At 58.8% G+C, this 20,631-nt stretch carries 17 protein-coding genes and 3 tRNA genes; all 20 read left to right on the forward strand.

Annotated features, from left to right (window positions below; translation table 11 throughout):
- Window positions 1-13 precede the first annotated feature (13 nt).
- Entirely contained in the window at window positions 14-934 is a 921-nt protein-coding gene (locus tag I1M21_RS08855; RefSeq protein ID WP_035138887.1) for a dihydrodipicolinate synthase family protein, read from the forward strand.
- A 172-nt stretch (window positions 935-1,106) separates the two neighbouring features.
- Complete coding sequence (locus I1M21_RS08860; protein WP_022094876.1) at window positions 1,107-2,072, forward strand: ROK family protein; 966 nt, start codon at window positions 1,107-1,109, stop codon at window positions 2,070-2,072.
- Between the two features lie 70 nt (window positions 2,073-2,142).
- Window positions 2,143-2,829: an N-acetylmannosamine-6-phosphate 2-epimerase gene (locus I1M21_RS08865; RefSeq protein ID WP_022094877.1), complete on the forward strand. Its 687-nt coding sequence runs from the start codon at window positions 2,143-2,145 to the stop codon at window positions 2,827-2,829.
- 101 nt (window positions 2,830-2,930) lie between these two features.
- Entirely contained in the window at window positions 2,931-3,851 is a 921-nt protein-coding gene (gene rapZ, locus I1M21_RS08870) for an RNase adapter RapZ (RefSeq protein WP_118256775.1), read from the forward strand.
- Window positions 3,852-3,857: 6 nt separating this feature from the next.
- Window positions 3,858-4,787, forward strand: a complete 930-nt coding sequence (whiA, locus tag I1M21_RS08875) for a DNA-binding protein WhiA (protein WP_195193279.1) — start codon at window positions 3,858-3,860, stop codon at window positions 4,785-4,787.
- 193 nt (window positions 4,788-4,980) lie between these two features.
- Window positions 4,981-6,006 carry a type I glyceraldehyde-3-phosphate dehydrogenase gene (gene gap, locus I1M21_RS08880; RefSeq protein ID WP_022094880.1) on the forward strand — a complete coding sequence of 342 codons (1,026 nt, stop codon included), beginning with the start codon at window positions 4,981-4,983 and terminating at the stop codon, window positions 6,004-6,006.
- 140 nt (window positions 6,007-6,146) lie between these two features.
- The gene (locus I1M21_RS08885; RefSeq protein WP_022094881.1) at window positions 6,147-7,337 is read left to right on the forward strand and encodes a phosphoglycerate kinase; all 1,191 of its coding nucleotides are present in this window, start codon (window positions 6,147-6,149) and stop codon (window positions 7,335-7,337) included.
- Window positions 7,330-8,097, forward strand: coding sequence for a triose-phosphate isomerase (tpiA, locus tag I1M21_RS08890; protein ID WP_022094882.1), 768 nt, complete (start codon window positions 7,330-7,332; stop codon window positions 8,095-8,097). The genes I1M21_RS08885 and tpiA overlap by 8 nt, the downstream gene beginning before the upstream one ends.
- Window positions 8,098-8,102: 5 nt before the next feature.
- Window positions 8,103-9,656, forward strand: a complete 1,554-nt coding sequence (gene gpmI / locus I1M21_RS08895; protein ID WP_117877273.1) for a 2,3-bisphosphoglycerate-independent phosphoglycerate mutase — start codon at window positions 8,103-8,105, stop codon at window positions 9,654-9,656.
- 163 nt (window positions 9,657-9,819) lie between these two features.
- The gene (gene secG, locus I1M21_RS08900) at window positions 9,820-10,074 is read left to right on the forward strand and encodes a preprotein translocase subunit SecG (RefSeq protein WP_006236144.1); all 255 of its coding nucleotides are present in this window, start codon (window positions 9,820-9,822) and stop codon (window positions 10,072-10,074) included.
- 294 nt (window positions 10,075-10,368) lie between these two features.
- The gene (locus I1M21_RS08905) at window positions 10,369-12,045 is read left to right on the forward strand and encodes a peptide ABC transporter substrate-binding protein (RefSeq protein ID WP_229025716.1); all 1,677 of its coding nucleotides are present in this window, start codon (window positions 10,369-10,371) and stop codon (window positions 12,043-12,045) included.
- Between the two features lie 155 nt (window positions 12,046-12,200).
- Window positions 12,201-13,238: an ABC transporter permease gene (locus I1M21_RS08910; protein ID WP_195193281.1), complete on the forward strand. Its 1,038-nt coding sequence runs from the start codon at window positions 12,201-12,203 to the stop codon at window positions 13,236-13,238.
- Between the two features lie 14 nt (window positions 13,239-13,252).
- Entirely contained in the window at window positions 13,253-14,188 is a 936-nt protein-coding gene (locus tag I1M21_RS08915; RefSeq protein ID WP_035138881.1) for an ABC transporter permease, read from the forward strand.
- 2 nt (window positions 14,189-14,190) lie between these two features.
- Window positions 14,191-15,282 carry an ABC transporter ATP-binding protein gene (locus I1M21_RS08920; protein WP_022094887.1) on the forward strand — a complete coding sequence of 364 codons (1,092 nt, stop codon included), beginning with the start codon at window positions 14,191-14,193 and terminating at the stop codon, window positions 15,280-15,282.
- The gene (locus I1M21_RS08925; RefSeq protein ID WP_195193282.1) at window positions 15,282-16,310 is read left to right on the forward strand and encodes an ABC transporter ATP-binding protein; all 1,029 of its coding nucleotides are present in this window, start codon (window positions 15,282-15,284) and stop codon (window positions 16,308-16,310) included. Before I1M21_RS08920 ends, I1M21_RS08925 begins: the two co-directional genes overlap by 1 nt.
- Window positions 16,311-16,903: 593 nt before the next feature.
- Window positions 16,904-16,993, forward strand: a tRNA-Leu gene (locus I1M21_RS08930).
- Window positions 16,994-17,052: 59 nt separating this feature from the next.
- Complete coding sequence (locus I1M21_RS08935) at window positions 17,053-19,398, forward strand: GAF domain-containing SpoIIE family protein phosphatase (protein WP_195193283.1); 2,346 nt, start codon at window positions 17,053-17,055, stop codon at window positions 19,396-19,398.
- A 78-nt stretch (window positions 19,399-19,476) separates the two neighbouring features.
- On the forward strand, window positions 19,477-20,211 hold the full coding sequence (locus I1M21_RS08940) for an anti-sigma factor antagonist (RefSeq protein ID WP_195193284.1): 735 nt from the start codon (window positions 19,477-19,479) through the stop codon (window positions 20,209-20,211).
- Window positions 20,212-20,328: 117 nt separating this feature from the next.
- Window positions 20,329-20,404 (forward strand) — tRNA-Gly (locus tag I1M21_RS08945).
- 34 nt (window positions 20,405-20,438) lie between these two features.
- Window positions 20,439-20,512: transfer RNA gene (locus I1M21_RS08950), tRNA-Cys, on the forward strand.
- Window positions 20,513-20,631: the final 119 nt, after the last annotated feature.

Consider the following 20,631-nt stretch of genomic DNA (forward strand, 5'->3'; position numbering starts at 1 on the left):
TAAGGAGATTCTTGTGGCAACTCAGAAATTCACCGGCGTTATCCCTCCCGTCGTTGTTCCCGATACCGAAGATCACCAGCTCGACGTTGCCTCCTTTGAGCGCAGCATCAACCGCATGATCGATGCCGGCGTCGATGGCCTGTTCTTCTTGGGATCCTCGGGCGAGGTCGTCTTCTCCACCGACGAGCGCCGTCGCCAGATTATCGCCGAGGCCGTGCGTATCGTCGACCACCGCGTTCCCGTTCTGGTCGGCATCATCGATACCGAGACCGAGCGCATGATCGAGCACGGCAAGGTCGCCCAGGAGCTGGGCGCCGATGCCCTCGTCGCCACCTGCCCGTTCTATGCCCTGCAGGGCATGACCGAGGTCGAGGAGCACTTCCGCATCCTGCACGAGGAGCTCGACCTGCCCATCTTTGCCTATGACATTCCCGTCTGCGTCCACACCAAGCTCCCCTGGAAGCTCCTTGCCAAGCTCGGTGCCGAGGGCGTTCTGGCCGGCGTCAAGGATTCCTCGGGTGATGACATCTCGTTCCGCTACCTCGTTCAGGAGAACGAGAAGAACGGCCATCCGATGAGCATCCTCACCGGTCACGAGGTTGTTGTCGACGGCGCTTACCTCGGTGGCGCCGACGGTTCCGTCCCGGGTCTCGCCAACGTTGAGCCCGAGGGCTACGTGCGTCAGTGGAAGGCCGCTCAGGCTGGTGACTGGGCTACCGTCAAGGCCGAGCAGGATCGCCTCAATGAGATTTCGCACATCTGGGATGTCACCTCGGGCGTCCAGGGCTATGCCGGTGGCGTCGGCGCCTTCAAGACCGCTATGAACCTCATGGGCATCTTCGACAGCCCGACCATGCCGCGCCCGGTGAAGGCCATGACCGGCGAGAACGTTGAGGCGATTAAGAAGGTCCTCCAGGACAACGGTCTCCTTTAAAGCTTTTCCAGGCACCCGACCTCGCCGTTCAACCGTGCGGCCATGACCCATTAGGTCAATGGTCACACGGTTTCTCGGCGATCTCGGGCACCTGGAAAACCTTTACTGCGCTGTGGCGGCTAGCCTGACGGCGCATTTCCTGTAGTTGTTTTTATCTCCTAAGGAGAGCGACATGGAGAACAAGTACGTCTGCTCTGTCGATATCGGCGGAACTAAGATCGCGACTGCCATCATGGAGTACCCGGCTGACGGTAGTGTGCCCCATCCCGTTTTTGAGGCCGAGGTTCCTACCGAGGCCCAGGAGGGCGGCGAGGCCGTCTTCCAGCGTATCGAGGCGTCCATCAAGGCTGCTCTCGAGGCGAATCCCGATGTCGAGGTCCTCGGTGTCGGTATCGGTGCCGCCGGTGTCGTCGACCCCAAGACGGGCGCCATCGCGTATGCCAACGAGATCATGCCCGGCTGGTCCGGCGTTCAGTTGGGGCCGCGTCTGCGCGAGGACCTCGGTCTCCCCGTTGCCGTTGTGGGCGACGTGCAGGCTCATGCTCTGGGCGAGGCCCACTGGGGTGTCGGCAAGGGCAAGTTCTCCGTCTTGTGCCTGGGCATCGGCACGGGCATCGGCGGCGCATATGTCGAGAACGGCCGCGTGATGCAGGGCTTCCATGGTGCTGCCGGCCATATGGGCCACATCGAGTGCTCGGCTGCCGCCGGCATTCCCTGTGCCTGCGGGCGTTCCGGCCATCTTGAATCGGTTGCTTCGGGCACTTCCATTGGTCGAATGTACGATGAGCGCTTTGGTCGCGTCGACCCCAGCCGTCCTTCGGTTGGTCGCGATGTGAACGACCTGTGCCGTGCGGGCGACGCAAAGGCGACCGAGGTCATCCATGACGCCGGCTTTGCGCTGGGTGCCAGCTTGGGCTCGCTCGCTAACATCTTGGACCCTGAGGTCATCGTGCTTTCGGGCGGCGTGATTCACCAGGGTCCCGATTGGCGTTCGCAGACGTGGAAGGATTCGGTGCACGAGGGCTATGCCAGCCAGGCGCTCGATCCGCTTCAGGACACGCCGATCCTCATCGGTTCTCTGGAGGGCGATGCTCCGCTCATCGGTGCCGCTGAGCATCTTCTTGCCTCGTTGAAGTAAACGTATCTTCTGTAGGAGCCTCCCGAGACAACACGCCTCGGGAGGCTGTTCTGAGAAAGGTTACAGCCTTATGACCGTCGATCCTTTGATTCAATCCCTGAAGGGCAAGCTCGTCGTGAGCGTTCAGGCGTATATGGGCGAGCCGCTTCGTACGCCCGAGACCATGGCTCAAATGTCTCGTGCTTGCGAGCTCGGCGGCGCCGCCGCCATTCGCTGCCAGGGCCTTGCCGACATTGCCGCCATTAAGGGTCGCTGTGAGGTTCCCGTCATCGGCCTGTGGAAGGATGGGCACGAGGGCGTTTACATCACGCCGACGCTGCGTCACGCTCGCGCCTGCGTTGCTGCGGGTGCCGATATCGTGGCGATCGACGCCACTGATCGTCCGCGCCCCGATGGCAAGACGGTCGAGGATACCTTCCGCCCGCTGCACGAGGAGGGTGTGCTCCTGATGGCGGATTGTGCCACCATCGAGGACATTCGCCGTGCTGTTGATATGGGCTTTGACCTGGTATCCACCACGCTGTCTCATGGTGTTGCCGCTATCGATTGCACCATGGCCGACGGCCCCGATCTGCCGCTCCTGCGCCAGGCGACTGAGGAATTCCCCGGCCTTCCCATCATTTGCGAGGGCCGCGTGCACACGCCCGAGGAGGCTCGCGCCGCGATCGATGCTGGCGCCTGGGCCGTTGTCGTCGGCACCGCCATCACGCACCCCACGAGTATTACGAGTTGGTTCAAGGCTGCGCTTGAGGCGTAAGACAGGCCTCGTATCCGCTCGGGGCGGTATACTCAATATAGGCAATTGACCGCGCGGGATCCGGGTTGCTGGGTCCCGCGCTTGTTTTCGGGAGGCAGCACATGCAAAAGGGAGATGCCATGGATGCGGCGGAGCGCTCGGAGCGCATCCCCGATATCGTCATCATCACCGGAATGTCCGGATCGGGCCGCACACAGGCCATGCACGTGTTCGAGGACATGGGCTATTTTTGCATTGATAACCTGCCTCCGCGTCTCATCGCCCAGCTTGCCGAGCTCGTTGGCATCAATACGGGCGTGGGCAGGCATCTCGCCGTCACCTGTGACCTGCGCAGCCAGGGCTTGTTCGATGAGCTGCTCGATGCCGCTGCCGCACTCGAGGAGCGCGAGATGAGCTGCGACATCGTGTTTCTCGAGGCCTCTGACGAGGTGCTGATCCGTCGTTATAGCGAAAACCGCCGCCGCCATCCCATTGCCAAGCCGGGGGAGACTACGGCCGATGCGATTCAGCGCGAGCGCCTGCAGCTGCAGGGTGTGCGCGATCGAGCCGATATGATCATCGACACGAGCCGCCTGCGTACCTCTGCCCTGCGCAACAAATTGCGCATGGCGTTCTCCGAGTTGTCCGACCAGCAGCTCATGGACGTTCACGTGTTCTCGTTTGGCTTTAAGCACGGTATGCCCGTTGAGGCGGACATTATGATCGACGTTCGCTTCCTGCCCAATCCGTTCTACGATCCCGAGATGCGCACCATGACCGGTCTCGATAAGAAGGTCTCCGACTTTGTTCTGGACCATCCCAAGACCCAGGAGTTCTGGAAAGCTTGGACGCAGCTGCTCGATACGGTCATGCCCGGCTATATCGCGGAGGGCAAGCCACAGCTTTCTATTGCCATCGGCTGCACGGGCGGTCAACACCGTAGCGTTGCTATTGCCGAGGCCACGGCCCGTTACCTGGAAGGTGCTCAGTACCACGTGAGCATCTCCCACCGCGACCTGTCGCGCGCCAACACGAAGGCATAGGCCTGCATGTCGTTTACCGCTGAGGTGCGCGACGAGCTTGCGCGCTGCGAACCCGAATGTGAATACTGCGACTTGTCGACGCTTGCCGCCCTCACGCGCGTGAGCGGTACGCTCTCGCTTAACGGCTCTGGGCGGTATCGTTTGACGGTTGCGACTGAGACGGGAGCCGTCGCGCGCACGATGATCACACTGACGCATCGCATCCTTAAGCTCAAAACGGAATTCACCGTTCGTAAATCTGTATTGCATAAGGTCCGAAACTACCTCATCACCTTGCCCGATCAACCCGACCTGGACAAGGCTCTGGTGCTGCTGGGCATTCTCGATCGCAGGGGAGGGCTCGTCGCTGGTGTTCCCCGGCACATCGTTGCCCGTCCCTGCTGCAGGCTTGCCTACATCCGCGGCGCGCTCATCGCCGGCGGTTTCGTGGCCGATCCCCGCGGCGACTTTCATTTGGAGATCGCGGTGCAGGGCGAGCAATATGCCAAGGGGCTTTGCGATTTGTTGGAGCAGATTGGGGTCCATGCGCGCGTTAACGCGCGGCGCGGATCCTTTGCTGTCTACATTAAGAGCGCCGAGGAGATCGAGCAGCTCCTAAAGCTGGTCGGCGCCAAGCGCAGCGTTGCCGAGATCGAGGAAGCGCGCGCGGTCAAATTGGTTAAGAACGACGTAAACCGTCGCGTGAATGCCGAACTGGCCAATCAGACCAGAAGCGCGGGTGCCGCCCAGCATCAGCTTGCGTTGATCGATGAGCTCGAACAGCGGGGCTTGCGCGACACGCTTCCGGACGCCTTGGCGGTCTTTTGCGACCTGCGCGAGCGCTATCCCGATCTGTCACTGCGCGATCTGGGGGAGATGGCTGACCCTCCCTTGTCGAAGTCGGCCCTCTACCATCGAGTTTTGAGACTTGAAAAGCTCATTGAAGCAAACAGGTAGTTGAGCGAAACTGCTTATATAGGGATTGAACTGCTGTTTTACTCTTTAAAACGTTTTAACGTAAATTTGATTTTCAATTTCGAGCATTCTCGTGAAATTCAAGTCAAAAAAAAGGTATATTAGGCGAGTGGTTAGTTTGTGGGCCTCAACGGCGGGCGCTGTAGCTCGCGGGGGCCTTACGAAAGGAGACACAATGGCAGTAAAGGTTGCTATTAACGGCTTCGGTCGCATCGGTCGTCTGGCTTTCCGTCAGATGTTCGGTCATGAGGGCTCCGAGATCGTCGCTATCAACGACCTCACCTCTCCCGATATGCTCGCTTACCTGCTGAAGTACGACTCCACGCAGGGCAACTACGCTCGCGATCACGAGGTCGTTGCTGGCGAGGATTCCATCACCGTTGACGGCAAGGAGATCAAGATCTACAAGGAGGCCGACGCCAACAACCTGCCTTGGGGCGACCTCGACGTCGACGTCGTTCTCGAGTGCACCGGCTTCTACACCAGCAAGGCTAAGGCTCAGGCCCACATCAACGCTGGCGCCAAGAAGGTCGTCATCTCCGCTCCGGCCGGCAGCGACCTGCCCACCATCGTGTACAACGTCAACCATGAGACGCTGACCGCTGAGGACAACATCATCTCCGCTGCTTCCTGCACCACCAACTGCCTCGCCCCGATGGCCAAGGGTCTGAACGACTTCGCTCCCATCGTGTCCGGCATCATGACCACCATTCACGCCTGGACCGGCGACCAGATGCCGCTCGACGGCCCGCAGCGCAAGGGCAACAAGCGTCGTAGCCGCGCCTGCGCCGTCAACATCGTCCCCAACACCACCGGTGCTGCCAAGGCTATCGGCCTGGTTCTCCCCGAGCTCAACGGTAAGCTCATCGGTGCTGCCCAGCGCGTCCCGACGCCGACCGGCTCCATCACCAACCTCTACGCTGTCGTTGACAAGAAGGTCACCGTCGACGAGGTTAACGCCGCTATGAAGGCCTATGCTGCCACCATCTCCGAGACCTTCGGTTACAACGAGGACGACATCGTCTCCACCGACATCATCGGCGAGACCCACGGCTCCATCTTCGACGCCACTCAGACCATGTGCTCTGACCTCGGCAACGGCCAGACCCTCGTTCAGGTCACCTCTTGGTACGACAACGAGAACTCTTACACCTCTCAGATGGTCCGCACCATCAAGTACTTCGAGAAGTTCGTTGCTTAATTTAGCTTTTAGCGAATAGCTCGTTGAGCGTCTAAAGAAGGGCGCGGCCTTATAGGGCTTACACCCTAGGGTCGCGCCCTTTTTATAGGAAATCGTCTGCCGTAATGGGAGGCAGACACGTACGAAAGGTAGAAGCAAACATGGCCTTTACCAAGAAGACCGTCCGCGACATCGATGTCGACGGCAAGCGCGTTCTCGTCCGCGTTGACTTCAACGTGCCTATCAAGGATGGCGTCGTTGGCGACACCACCCGTATCAAGGCTGCCCTGCCCACCATCAACTATCTCGTTGAGCACAACGCTCGCGTCATCCTCATGAGCCACCTCGGCCGTCCCGATGGCACCGGCTTCCAGCCCGAGCTGTCCCTCGAGCCCGTCGCCAAGAAGCTCGCCGAGCTCTCTGGCCTCGACGTTGCCTTTGTCGCCGACACCTACGGCGAGAAGGCTGCCGAGGCTGTCGCTGCCGTCGAGCCGGGCAAGGTTCTCGTTCTCGAGAACGTCCGCTTCGACAAGCGTGAGAAGAAGAACGATCCCGAGATCGCCAAGAAGCTCGCTTCCTATGGTGACGTCTTCGTTCTCGATGCCTTCGGCACCGCTCACCGCGCCCAGGGTTCCGTCGTGGGCCCCGCCGCTTACCTGCCTGCCGTCGCGGGCTTCCTGCTCGAGAAGGAGGTCGACACGCTGACCGGCATCTTCGCCGAGCCCGAGCGCCCCTTCGTCGCTATCGTCGGCGGTTCCAAGGTTTCCTCCAAGATCGGCGTTCTTGATCACCTCATCGACTCCGCTGACACCCTGATCATCGGTGGCGGCATGGCCTACACCTTCTTCCTGGCTCAGGGCCTGTCCGTCGGTCAGTCTCTCAAGGAAGAGGACTGGGTCGAGCGCGCCGGCGAGATGCTTAAGAAGGCCGAGGAGAAGGGCGTCAAGATCCTGCTCCCCATCGACAACCGCGTTGCCGATCACTTTGGCGAGGACGCTGTCCCCGAGGTTGTCGCTTCCGACGCTATTCCCGACGATCGTGAGGGCATGGACATCGGTCCTAAGACCGAGGAGCTCTACGCCGAGGCTGTCAAGGGCGCCAAGACCGTGTTCTGGAATGGCCCCATGGGCGTCTTCGAGTTCGACAACTTCGCTCACGGCACCCAGGCTATCGCCGAGGCTGTCGCCGAGGCCGACTGCACCTCGATCATCGGCGGTGGCGACTCTGTCGCAGCTGTCAACAAGTTCAACCTGGCCGACAAGATGAGCTGGATCTCCACCGGTGGTGGCGCTTCCATGGAGCTCGTCGAGGGTAAGGCCCTGCCCGGAGTGGAGGCGCTTCTCGATGCCTAATCGCACCCTTCTTATCGCTGGTAACTGGAAGATGAACAACGACGTCGCCGAGGCCGCCAAGCTCGCCGACGAGCTGGCTCAGGCTCTGCCCGAGGTTCCGGCTGGCGTCGAGGTGCTCGTCTGCCCTCCGACCATCGACATCACCACGGTTCATGACCGTATTCAGGCTGCCCCCATTGCCCTCGGTGCGCAGAACGTGTACTGGGAGGCCAAGGGTGCCTTCACCGGTGAGTCCTCTTGCGACATGCTCAAGTCCGCTGGCTGCACCTACTGCATCATCGGTCACTCCGAGCGTCGCGACTACTTCCACGAGACCGACGAGGACCAGAACAAGAAGGCCAAGGCCCTCGTTGCCGCCGGTCTTGTTCCCGTCTTCTGCTGCGGCGAGTCCCTTGAGGTCCGCGAGGCTGGCACTTATGTCGAGCACGTCGTGAACCAGGTCAAGGCTGGCCTTGCTGGTCTTGAGATCACCTGCCCCAAGCAGGTCGTCGTCGCCTACGAGCCCATCTGGGCCATCGGCACCGGCAAGACCGCTACCGCCGAGGACGCTCAGGAGGTCTGCGGCGCTATCCGTGAGACCCTCAAGGAGATGTTCGGCGAGGAGCTCGCTAACGGCATCCGCGTTCTCTATGGTGGCTCTGCCAAGCCCGGCAACATCGCCGAGCTCGTCGCCAAGCCCGACGTTGACGGTGCCCTCGTGGGCGGCGCTTCGCTCAAGGCTGCCGACTTTGCCTCTATGGTCGTCAAGGCAGGCGAGTAGGACATATGGCACAGCGTCATCTTCCTGCACTCCTGATCATCATGGACGGCTGCGGCCTGGCTCCGGCCGATGGCGAGAACGCCGTTGCCGCTGCCAAGACGCCCTTCCTTGATAGCCTGTACGAGAAGTACCCCCACACTACGCTCGGCGCTTCGGGCGAGGACGTGGGCCTTCCCGATGGCCAGATGGGCAACTCCGAGGTGGGTCACCTCAACATCGGTGCCGGCCGCATCGTGTTCCAGGAGCTTTCGCGCATCAACAACGCCATCAAGGATGGCTCCATCGCCAAGAACGAGGTCTTCGTCAAGGCTATGGACGACGTCAAGGCTGACGGCAAGACTCTCCACCTCATGGGCCTTATGAGCCCTGGCGGTGTTCATTCTCACATGAACCACGTCGAGGCTCTGGTCAAGATGGCTGCCGAGCATGGTGTCAAGACCGTTCGCGTCCACGCCTTCATGGATGGCCGCGACGTTGACCCGCAGTCCGGTGCCGGTTACATGAGTGAGTTCTGCGCCTTCCTGGCTAAGATCTCCGAGGAGACTGGTTGCGACGCTCGCGTTGCCACCGTCTCGGGCCGTTATTGGGCCATGGACCGCGATAATCGTTGGGAGCGCATCCAGCGCGCCTACGACGTCATGGTCAACGCGTCCGATGCCGATACCGACCCCGTTGCCGGTATCAAGGCCTACTATGAGAAGGATCCGCGCGGCGACGAGTTCGTCGAGCCCTTCGCTGCCCACAACGAGGGCATCCACGAGGGCGACGCGGCCATCTTCTTCAACTTCCGTCCCGACCGTGCTCGTCAGATGACCCGCGTGTTCACGGACAAGGAGTTCGACGGCTTTGAGCGCGAGCAGATCAAGCTTTCGCACTTTGTGACGATGACCGAGTACGACCCGACGTTTGACGTTGAGGTCGCTTTCCCCAAGACGTTCCCCGAGAACGTTCTGGCCGACGTTATCGCCGCCAATGGCCTGAAGCAGCTGCACACCGCCGAGACCGAGAAGTACGCACACGTGACGTTCTTCCTCAACGGCGGCATCGAGGAGCCCAAGGAGGGCGAGGAGCGCGTGCTCGTCGCTTCCCCCAAGGTCGCTACCTACGATCTGCAGCCTGAGATGAGCGCTCCCGAGGTTACCGAGAAGCTCGTCGCTGCTATTAACGAGGATCGCGCTGATTTCTACATCGTGAACTTCGCGAACTGCGACATGGTTGGTCACACCGGTGTCTTCGACGCCGCCGTTAAGGCCGTCGAGGCTGTTGACGATGCCCTGTCCAAGGTTGTTCCGGCGATTCTCGCCAAGGGCGGCTTTGCGCTGATTACCGCCGACCACGGCAATGCCGATCACATGTTTGACGTTGCTTCCGACGGTTCCAAGCATCCGTTTACGGCTCACACCACCAACCGCGTGCCGTTCATCATCGTTGACGAGAAGGCCAAGCTCACCGGTATCGAGGACGGCCGTCTTTCCGATATCGCTCCGACCATGCTCACCATGGCTGGTATTGAGCCTTCCGCCGAGATGACGGGCCGCGTGCTCGCCACCGAGGCCTAATAGAAAACAAATACCGTTTTCTAGTAAGGGGGTTGTCCACAACCGGACAACCCCCTTTTTGGTATTTCTGCCATTTCCACCCCGTCCTTGAGTGGCAGGTAGGGGAGAGCGGGGGATTGTGGTACAGTACTGGAGTTTAACTGTTCTATTAAGGAGCTTATCTATGGGTCCGTTCCAGATTCTTCTGTTTGTCGTTTGGGCTGTCTCTGCCGTGGCGCTGACGATTCTCGTCCTGATGCATTCCGGTAAGGGCACCGGCGTTTCGGATATGATCGCTAGCTCGCTGTATAACTCCAGCTCTGCCACGGGCGTCATGGAGCAGAACCTCGACCGCCTGACCGTCATCATGGCTGTCGTGTTTGCCGTGTGCGTCGTGCTGTGTATGTTCTTCTTCCCGCAGGGCATCGTCGGCTACTAAGCACGAGCCGCATAAATATTCAAAAAGGGTCCCGTAAGTGCGGGACCCTTTTTGTTTACATATTTGTAACAGAGTCAAAATATCCTCACATACTTCGCCCAACTAAAGAAATTCTCGACCGTTAACCGGAATTAGCCCCAAATCGTGTATAAAATGCGCTACACTATTGCAAAACGTTGGTCCGTTGTGCATAACCAGCCATAGCAGCGGGCGGCGTTTTGATGGTTCGGATCGGATTGTTTCGACATGTGTCCGACTGAACATTTCTTTGTCCTATCTCATAAGGAGGATGGCATGGCTGATTCTATGTTCCACCAGCCCGTTATGGGTCGTCGCGCCTTTGTTGGCGGCACCCTCGCTGCGAGCTCCATGGCTTTTCTTGCCGCGTGCGGCAAGAAGGGTGGCGACGCTTCCGGTTCTGAGTCCGGTTCGACGCTGAACTTCTACATCAACAATCCGGTCTGCATCGACCCCTACAACGTCCAGGAGGACCAGGGCACTCAGGTCGAGTATCAGCTCTTCGACCCTCTGACCTCTTACGACGCCGAGAAGGGCGAGATCGTCCCGCTGGCCTGCGAGTCCTTTGAGGCTAACGATGACGCCACCGAGTTCACCTTCAAGATCAAGAAGGCTAAGTTCCACAACGGTGACGACGTTACCTCCAAGTCCTTCAAGTTCAGTTGGGAGCGCTTGGTCAACACCAAGTCGGCTATCGCTACCGAGTATGGTCCTTCCGAGGTCGCTTATCACCTTTCCATGGTCGAGGGCTATGACGATCTGCTTGCCGGTAACGCTACCGAGCTCACCGGTGTCACCTGCCCCGACGATGAGACCCTCGTCGTCAAGCTGACTTCCGCCTACGCCGACTTCCCCTTCGTCGCCACTCACCCGGCTCTGGCCCCGGTTCCCGAGTGCGCCGAGTCCGATGCCAAGAGCTTCTACCTTGCCCCGATTGGTAACGGCCCGTTCATGATGGACGGCAAGTGGGAGGATGGTCAAGAGATCAACCTCAAGAAGTTCGACGATTACTATGGCGACAAGGCCAAGATCGACGGCATTCACTTCCAGGTCATCAAGGACATGGAGACCGCTTACAAGGAGTTCCAGGCCGGTAACCTCGACGTTTGCGACGTTCCCGTTGCTCAGATCGATGCCGCCAAGAAGGATCGCGGCGTGTCCAAGGACGGCTACACCATGGGCGACGGCGAGCGCATGCTGCTCGGCGCCGAGCCTTCCACCTACTACCTGACCTGCAACACCACGGCCGAGCCGTTCAACAACGCCGACCTGCGCAGGGGTATCTCCCTGGCCATTAACCGTGAGGCCATCTGCAAGACCATCTTCAAGGGTACCCGTACCCCCGCCGACGGCATTGTTCCTCCGGGCATCGATGGCTACAAGGAGGGCGCATGGGAGTTCTGCGCCTACGACGTCGACAAGGCTAACGAGTACCTCGACAAGGTTGCTCCCGCTGGCGCTAACGGCGATCGTGGCATTAACGTGACCCTTTCCTACAACCAGGACGGTGGCCACAAGGAGATTATGGAGTCCATCATTGGCGACCTCGCCAAGGTTGGCGTTACCGCCGTCTCCGATACCCCCGAGTGGTCTGCCCTTCTCGAGCAGTACCAGAACTTTGACTATCAGTTCGGTCGTCTGGGCTGGATCGCCGATTACCCGATTATGGACAACTTCCTGTATCCGCTGTTCCATTCCGACTCCCTCGGTGGCGACAACCGTTCCGGTTACAACAACCCCGAGTTCGATGCCAAGGTCGACGAGGCCCGTACCACGGTTGACGACGAAGAGCGTATCGCGAAGATGCAGGAGGCCGACGCCATGGTCGCTGCCGACTGCCCGGTTATTCCGCTGATGTTCTACACGCACACCCTCGCTGGTTCCGACCGCATCAAGCACCTCTATGTTGATCCGCAGAAGCATGCTGATCTGGGTACCGCTGAGCTCGCATAAGATTTGCAGCTTTGGTGAGGGTCAAGTTTTTACGTAGACCTCATGGGAAACATACAGTTCCCCCTAACCTGGGGTAAACTGGCTGATCGTAATTTTGGGATGCCGGTCTGGCGATCGGCATCCCATTTAGGTTAATCCCTAGATAGGGGAGTGGTATGGGTAAGTACATCGTTAAACGTGTGCTTCAGTTCATCCCGGTATTTTTGGGCGTTACGCTGATTCTGTTCGCCCTCCAGAATATCGTGCCGGGAGACCCGATCAAGCTGATCGGTGGAGACAAGGCTCTGTCCCCCGAGGTGGAGCTTCAGCTTCGCGTGCGCTATCACCTGGTCCAGTCGGACGAGGACGGCAACGCGATCCTTGACGAGAACGGCGATCCCGTTCAAACGTCGCTCGTGAACCGTTACGTGTATTACATGAACGGTCTGCTTCATGGCGATTTGGGCAATTCGTACCAGCGCAAGCTGCCGGTTACGGATATCTTTGCCCAAAAGTATCCGTATACGGTCAAACTTGCCGCGTGCGCCATCGTGCTCGAGGCAATCATGGGTATCGGTGCGGGTATCATTTCGGCGGTAAAGCGTTACTCCTTCTGGGATATTTTGGTAACGCTGACCACGTCGATCCTCGTTGCCGTTCCTGCTTTCTGGCTCGGTATGCTGCTGCAGCTGTTCTTTGGCGTCATCCTTAAGGATGCCACCGGCGGCGCATTCTCCATGCCTATTTCGGGTGCCGGCGGTGCTAGCTCTCAGTATCAGGATTGGATGCACTATGTGCTTCCGACCATCACGCTGGCTTCGGTTTCGACCGCCTATGCTGCCCGCATCATGCGCTCGCAGTTGCTCGACGTCATGAACCAGGATTACATCCGTACGGCAAAGGCCAAGGGCCTCTCCAATCGCGCGATCATCATCAAGCATGCGCTTAAGAATGCACTCATCCCTGTCGTTACCTATATTGGTGTCGACTTTGGCGGTATGCTTTCGGGCGCCATCCTGACCGAGACGGTCTTTAACTGGCCCGGTATCGGCTATGAGGTCTATCGCGCCATTAGCATGCGCGACTGGCCCATCGTTATGGGCGGCGTTACGCTCATCGTCGTCGTCGTCATGGTGATCAACCTGCTCGTCGACATTAGCTATGCATTCCTCGACCCGCGCATCCGCCTTGGCGGTCCGTCGGATAAGGCCTAAGGGAGGTACGTCTCATGCAGGAAACTGATTCTCAGTCTCAGGAGCAGGCTACCGCCACCAAGGCCGCATCTGCTCCCGCCAAGTCCCGCACGCTGTGGGGCGACGCTTTTAAGCGTCTTCGTAAGAACAAGCTCGCCGTTATCGGTGTCTGCTGGATCATCATCGTCGTTGTGGTTGCCCTGACCGCAGATCTGTGGGCTAAGCCCTGGCTCGGTTCGCCGACGGCTTCCGACTCGACCACCATGGCCGAGACGTCGCTGCTGGCTCCGTGTGCCGAGCACCCGTTTGGCACCGACGCCCTAGGTCGTGACATTCTCGTCCGCGTTATCTACGGAGCACGTGTTTCGCTGTCCGTCGGCATTATGGCCACCGCCATCTCCACGCTGATCGGTCTGGTCATGGGTGCTCTGGCGGGTTTCTACGGCGGCATCTGGGATACGATCATCATGCGCTGTGCGGACATCTTCCTGGCGTTCCCGTACGTGCTGTTCGTTGTCGCCATGATCGCCGTTATCGGCCGTGGTCTTCAGAACGTCTTTATCGCCATCGGTATTCTCGGCTGGCCTTCGATTGCGCGCGTCTTCCGCTCTGCAATCTTGACGGTCAAGGAAAACGACTATGTTGACGCTGCGCGCGCGATGGGTGCATCCGATGCTCGTATCGTCGTGCGTCACATCTTCCCGAACTCCGTCGCCTCTATCGTGGTCTACGCAACCATGAACATTGGTGGCGCCATTCTGACCGAGTCCGCTCTGTCCTTCCTCGGCATGGGCGTTATTCCGCCTACGCCTTCGTGGGGCTCCATGATTCAGGACGGTCAGCAGTATCTTCTGACCGCTCCCTGGATGATGATCATGCCCGGTCTGGCAATTCTCTCGACGGTGCTCGCCTTCACCCTGCTGGGTGACGGTCTGCGCGACGCCCTCGACGTCAAGATGAAGGACGCATAAGGATGAAGAAGAACAAGAACTATGTGGACCTGAAGGACCAACCGGTTCCCGAGGGCCAGCATCTGCTCGAGGTCGATGACCTTAAGATGTATTTCCACACCGAGGATGGCGTCGTTCGCGCTGTCGACGGTGTCTCCTACACGCTCGATCGCGGCGAGACCCTGGGAGTAGTCGGTGAATCCGGCTCCGGTAAGTCCGTGACCGCCATGACCATCATGGGCCTTATCTCGATGCCTCCGGGAAAGATCGAGGGCGGTGACGTTCGCTATCGCGGCCGCTCCATCCTCGAGATGACCGAGGAAGAGATGCAGCACATTCGCGGCAACGATATCGCGATGATCTTCCAGGATCCTATGACCTCCTTGAACCCGGTTTATAAGATCGGCAAGCAGGTGGGCGAGGGCCTTCGTCTGCACCGTGGCTACTCCAAGCAGGAGGCGCTCAAGCGTGCCACCGAGCTTTTGGACCTCGTTGGTATTCCCGAGCCCGAGAAGCGCGTCAACGAGTATCCGCACCAGTTCTCTGGCGGTATGCGTCAGCGCGTCATGATTGCCATGGCTCTTGCCTGCGATCCCGATATTCTGATTGCCGACGAGCCCACGACGGCTCTGGACGTTACCATCCAGGCTCAGATTATTGAGCTTATGCAGGAAATGCAGGAGAAGAACGGCAACGCCATCATCATGATTACCCATGACCTGGGCGTCGTCGCCGACATGGCCGACAAGATCATGGTTATGTACGCCGGCCGTCCCGTCGAGTTCGGTACTGCTGAGGAAATCTTCTACGAGAGCCGCCACCCCTACACCTGGGGCCTTATCCGCTCCATCCCGGAGCAGGCCATCGAAGAGAAGAAGCCGCTTACGCCGATTCACGGCAACCCGCCTTCGCTCATGAACCTGCCCGAGGGCTGCGTGTTCTCGCCTCGTTGTCCCTATGCGACCGATAAGTGCCGCAAGCAGCGCCCCGAGCGCGTTGTCACCGAGTCTGGTCATTACTCTGCGTGCCACTACTCCGGTGACCCCGAGTTTCTCAAGAACGCTCCTGAGACGTCCCGTACGCGCAAGGATTCCAAGAAGGGAGGCGAGGCGTAATGGCAGATACCAACGAGCGTACTCCGTTGCTGAAGGTCGAACACCTCTCTAAGGAGTTCCCCGCTGAGTCCGGCATGTTCGCCAAGCGTTTTTCCAAGCGTGTCGTCTCTGCTGTAAATGACATCTCTTTTGAGATTTATCCTGGCGAGACCTTTGGTCTGGTTGGCGAGTCTGGTTGCGGTAAGTCCACGACGGGCCGCACCATCATGCGTCTGACCAAGCCGACCGCCGGTAAGGTGTTCTTCCAGGGCAAAGATGTTGCCGAGATGAGCAAGCATGAGATCAAGGACATGCGTCGCGAGATGCAGTTTATCTTCCAGGATCCTTATGCTTCGCTCAACCCTCGTATGACCATCGGAGAGATTGTCTCCGAGCCCATGACCATTCATGGCGTGGGTACCAAGGAGGAGCGCATTGAGCGCGTCCGCGAGCTGCTGGACGTCGTCGGTCTGAACCCCGAGCACATCAACCGCTATCCGCACGAGTTCTCCGGCGGTCAGCGTCAGCGTGTCGGCATTGCCCGCGCGTTCGCTCTGAAGCCCAAGCTGATCATCTGCGACGAGCCTGTCTCTGCACTTGACGTTTCCATTCAGGCCCAGGTTTTGAACCTGCTCAAGGAATTGCAGGACAAGTTCGGTACGGCGTATCTGTTTATCGCCCACGACCTGTCCGTCGTGCAGCACATCTCCGATCGCGTTGCCGTTATGTATCTGGGTAAGATGGTCGAGGTTTCGGACTGGAAGACGCTCTACAGCGAGCCTCACCATCCGTACACGCAGTCGCTGCTGTCTGCCGTGCCGGTGCCCGATCCTGATATCCAGAAGACCCGCAAGCGCATTATCCTCGCCGGCGATCCGCCGTCACCGCTGGATCCGCCGACCGGCTGCCGTTTCCACACGCGCTGCCCGATCGCTCAGGGTATCTGCTCCGAGAAGCTTCCTGAGTTTAAGGAAGTTGCCCCGGGCCACTGCTGCGCCTGCCACTTCGCGGGGCCGTTCCCGATCAAGGAATCGCACATCGACCTGTAGCCGGTTGTTCTCGTCCGGGCCCGCCCTGGTGTTGCTTTTCAGAACGTCCTCGGACATGCAAGAAACCCCCGCTGCGCACTTTGTGCGGCGGGGGTTTCTTGCGTCCTGCGGGATGTTCTGAAAAGCAACACCAGGGCGGGCCCTGCGGTAGCTCTGCAGGAGGAGCGCGATTCCTTGATCGCTCACTTAATCTGATGAGAAATTGAGTGAGGCCGGAGCTTTAGCTCCGGCCTCCTTATATAAGGGCTCGGTAAAGCCGAGCCACAAAATTTGCATCAGCCCCCAGAACATGTTTGAGAACTGTGCCTGAAGTATGTGCCCCTAGGGCCGGAATGAGGTTGCTTTCCAACGCATTCCGCAGGGGGCGGCATTATTTTGTAGCGCGAAGCGCGGAGCAAAATAATGCCGCATGCCCGAGGACGCGTTGGAAAGCAACCTCATTCCGGCCCGAACAGGTCAGTCTACCTGCGCATTTACAAATTCGTAAACTTTTTTGAAAAAAGTGCTTGCACAGTTCTCGAATCATAGGTTATTATCTTCCTCGTTGAACGCGCGGGTCCAACAAAACGAACCGCGAGTCAACAACATAGCATGTCGGAGTGGCGGAATTGGCAGACGCGCTAGCTTGAGGTGCTAGTGACCGCTTTTTGGTCATGCGGGTTCAAGTCCCGCCTCCGACACCATCGCATTTGAGAAGCCTCTTCGGAGGCTTTTTTGTTACCGATAGACGGTGAGGTCCACGATGGAAACGCTTGAGCGCAACGAGTGGGCAGACGTTGCCCAACTGGTCGAGATCACGAGCGATGCTGTCATCATTTGCGAGCTCGACGGAACCATTCTGCATGTGAATAATCGCTTACTTGGTTTGATGTGCGAGGAACGCGCCGACGTCATCGGTGGAGATGTTAAAGACGTCCTGTACTCTTCCGCTTTTGAACGTGCGACGGAACATCGTCTGCCATTTGAAACTGATGGCTCCGAGAACGAACTGATGCTCAAGCTGAGTGACGGCTCCTTTATCCCCGTCTTGGTTCGTGCGGGCTCCGTAACGCCTCCACGCATCTTTGGGCGCCGCGCGCCACGTGTCTTGGTGGCGCTCCATAGCATCGAAGAACAGTATTCGCACGACCGACAGCTCAAGCGTGCTCTTTCGGAGCTTAGAGTGGCGAACAAGCGCCTCTCTGGCACGCTCTCGGTCATTATGAGCACTGTGGGCTCCGATGAGCTACCCAGCCTGCTTGATACTGTTTTGAACCAGCTTGTAGGAACGCTCGATGCTTCGGGTGCCGCTATCTATTTTTCTGAGAGCGGCGGTTTTAAGCTACGCGGTGTTTCCAAGGAGCTGTACGACAGCTACCTGCCCGAGTTTTTGCCGTATGGCGCTGGCATTCCGACGTATGTTCTTCGCGAGTCGCGTGCCTGTCGCTTGTCGATTCAACAGGACCTTGAGGGCGATAGGGCCGCCTCCGGTATGTTCATGGACTTGGACAATCGTTCTAAGCACCTGTTGCGCGTGCAGGATATGCCTCCGTACCGCAGCGAGATTTGTCTTCCCGTTTTTTACGGTACGCAGATCCTTGGCGTGCTGGAAGTTGGTTGGAAACGCCCCCAGGCACCGCTCGCCTATGACGTTAATGTACTCGAGGTCATTTGCGATTACCTGTCTATCCAGCTGGTCGGCATGGCATCGAGCCTTCGCTCCCGTCGCACGGCCGAGCTTGGCCGCTCGCTCAATGTCTTACGTGATGAGTTGTTTACCTTTCTAGACGATTCCGCCGCGGCTACCCAGGCGGTATCGTCCGAGATTTGCAATATGCTCAACTGCCATTTTTGTCCTGTTGAGTATGACGCCAGTCTGGACTCCTACGTCATAGATTTTGAAGGCGGCAGTCGCGTTGCTTTGCCGGACGATCCCGAGAAGCTTTTCTTTTCCACGACGGCGCCAGCGGCACGTCTGGGGGCTGGCCCTGATGGCTTTGAGGCGTCTGTTTTGGGAGGTACGAGTGCCGAGGACCTTAAACACGTCCGTATAACTCGCGTTGACGAATCGATGCCTATGGGAGGCTGGCTTAGGGCGCATGGTCTGCCTTGTCAAGGTCTCTACGTCGACTCCGGCATCGAGGCGGGGCGCCCGCGCTCTGAGGGCGATGGCAAGCACAGTAACGACGCGATTGTTCCTGCTTCTGTTGCGAAGAGCCCGACGACGCGCGCGCTGCTGCTTCGTGATGGTAGCCAAGAGCCGATTGATGACCTTGAATATGACTACTTGGTGCACTTGGCGCATGACTTTGAACTGATCTACGAAGGCGAATCTCAAAAGCGCGAGGAGCGCCATATCGCTCAGACCCTCCAGATCGGCATGAGAAATTCCCTGGGGGATGTTCCGGGTATCGCAACCGATTCGGTGTACCTGTCGGCCACGAACTCGGCGTTGGTTGGCGGCGATTTCTATACGCTCATCCGTCTTCCCGACGACTGCGCCGTCATGATTCTGGGTGATGTGTCTGGCAAAGGCATTGAGGCCGCATCGATGTCCGCGCTCGTCAAGACGGCCCTGACGGCATATGCTTGGGAGGGCGCTGGACCGGCCCGCATGGCACGCTCCCTTAACAGCATGCTCATGGGCTTTTCGAGGGTCGAGACGTTCGTGACGGCCTTTATCGCCAAGATTGACCTTAAAGCCGGACGCGCAACGTATTGTTCGGCAGGCCATCCTCCGACCATGGTCATCAGGCCAGAGTCGATGCCGCTGGGTGGCGGCGAAGCCCGTGGGGGAGAGGTTGAGCTGCTTGGATGCCAATCGGGCGTAATCGGTGCCTTTGAGAGCATGGTGTACGAGACAGGCGTGTTTACGTTCGCCCCCGGCGACATGCTCTTCATGTATACGGATGGAACGATTGAGGCCCGCGACCGCACCGGAGCGTTCTTTGGCGAGCAGCGCTTGCGCGACCTTCTGCTTTCTGTTTCGGGGGAGGGCGTGTCGGGCATTTGCGGCAAGGTCTTGGGCGAGCTTGACCGATTTACCGAATCGGCGCTGGACGATGACATTGCATTGGTGTCCCTTGAGTTTTTACGGGGTCGTTCATAGACGACGCTGGGCGGGCTGAATCCGTACGGTTGGGGAAACGAATGCATCGAGTGGGCTTTTTTGGGGAACCATGGTCGTATGAATGAGTGGAATGACATAGCGGTTTTGACGCCACCAGGCGATATCGACATCGCCACGGTGCCTGCGTTGCGTCGGCGGTTGGATGCTTTGATTGGCCGCGGCGTGCGTCGTGTCGTCATCAACTGTCAGGCTGTTGGCTTTATCGATTCGACGGGCTTGGCATTCCTGCTTACGCGCGCTCGTGAGCTCATGAGGCGAGAAGGCCTGCTTTCGCTCGTCAATGCATCAGGTGAAGTTGTTCGCTTTTTGGAGATTGCTCGTCTTGTCGATATCCTTCATGTCGCGGGGCCGGCACGGGAGTCTATTCCCGCTATTCCGGTGGGGGAGCTGCCTCGCTGGAGTAAGAGCGTCGAGGTCCGTCAGGGTATCGAGAATCTTCCATACTACCGACATCGCATCGCCGAGCTCCTTGAATCGCTTCCGTTGCGCCGTGACGAGCGCTACGATGTCGCATTGGCGTCGGGGGAGGCGCTGGGTAATGCCTATGACCATGCGGGCGGTATCGGGTGCGTCCTGACGGTTCAAGCCTATGGCGATCGCGTTGTGGTTGAGGTGCTTGATCGAGGTGCCGGCTATTCTATCGATGAAACGAGCGAGCCGGTTGCATCTGAGGAACGCGGCCGTGGTATCAAGCTTATGCGTATGCTCGTCGATAACGTGGAGGTTGCTCGTCGTACGGACGGCGCCGGCACGCGCGTGCAGATGGTGAAGCTGTTTAGCGGAGCGCTGTAATCGTGTGCCTAGCCAATCGCTTTAGCGCGTTTGGCTACTAAGAACATGCGGCAGACAAGTTTTTTGAAAAAAGTACTTGCGTCTTTTGGATAACTCGCGTAAATTAATAACCCGCAAGCGGACATGGCTCAGTTGGTAGAGCACAACCTTGCCAAGGTTGGGGTCGCGGGTTCGAGCCCCGTTGTCCGCTCCATTGCATTTCCGGACCGTTTAGGCGGTCCTTTTTCGGCGAAGTGGCCAAGTGGTAAGGCAGAGGCCTGCAAAGCCTTTACCCCCGGTTCGAATCCGGGCTTCGCCTCCAGGCAACATCCGGGCGCTCCGGCGCCCGTTTTGTTTTCAAGAGTTTAGTCTGCTGGCCGCGCAGCGGCCAGCTTTAAACCACCCGCTACGCGGGTGGAGACAAACGGCTTTACAAAGCCA

The organism is Collinsella aerofaciens, assembly GCF_015546965.1.
In the GTDB taxonomy this organism is placed as follows: Bacteria; Actinomycetota; Coriobacteriia; order Coriobacteriales; family Coriobacteriaceae; genus Collinsella; species Collinsella aerofaciens_X.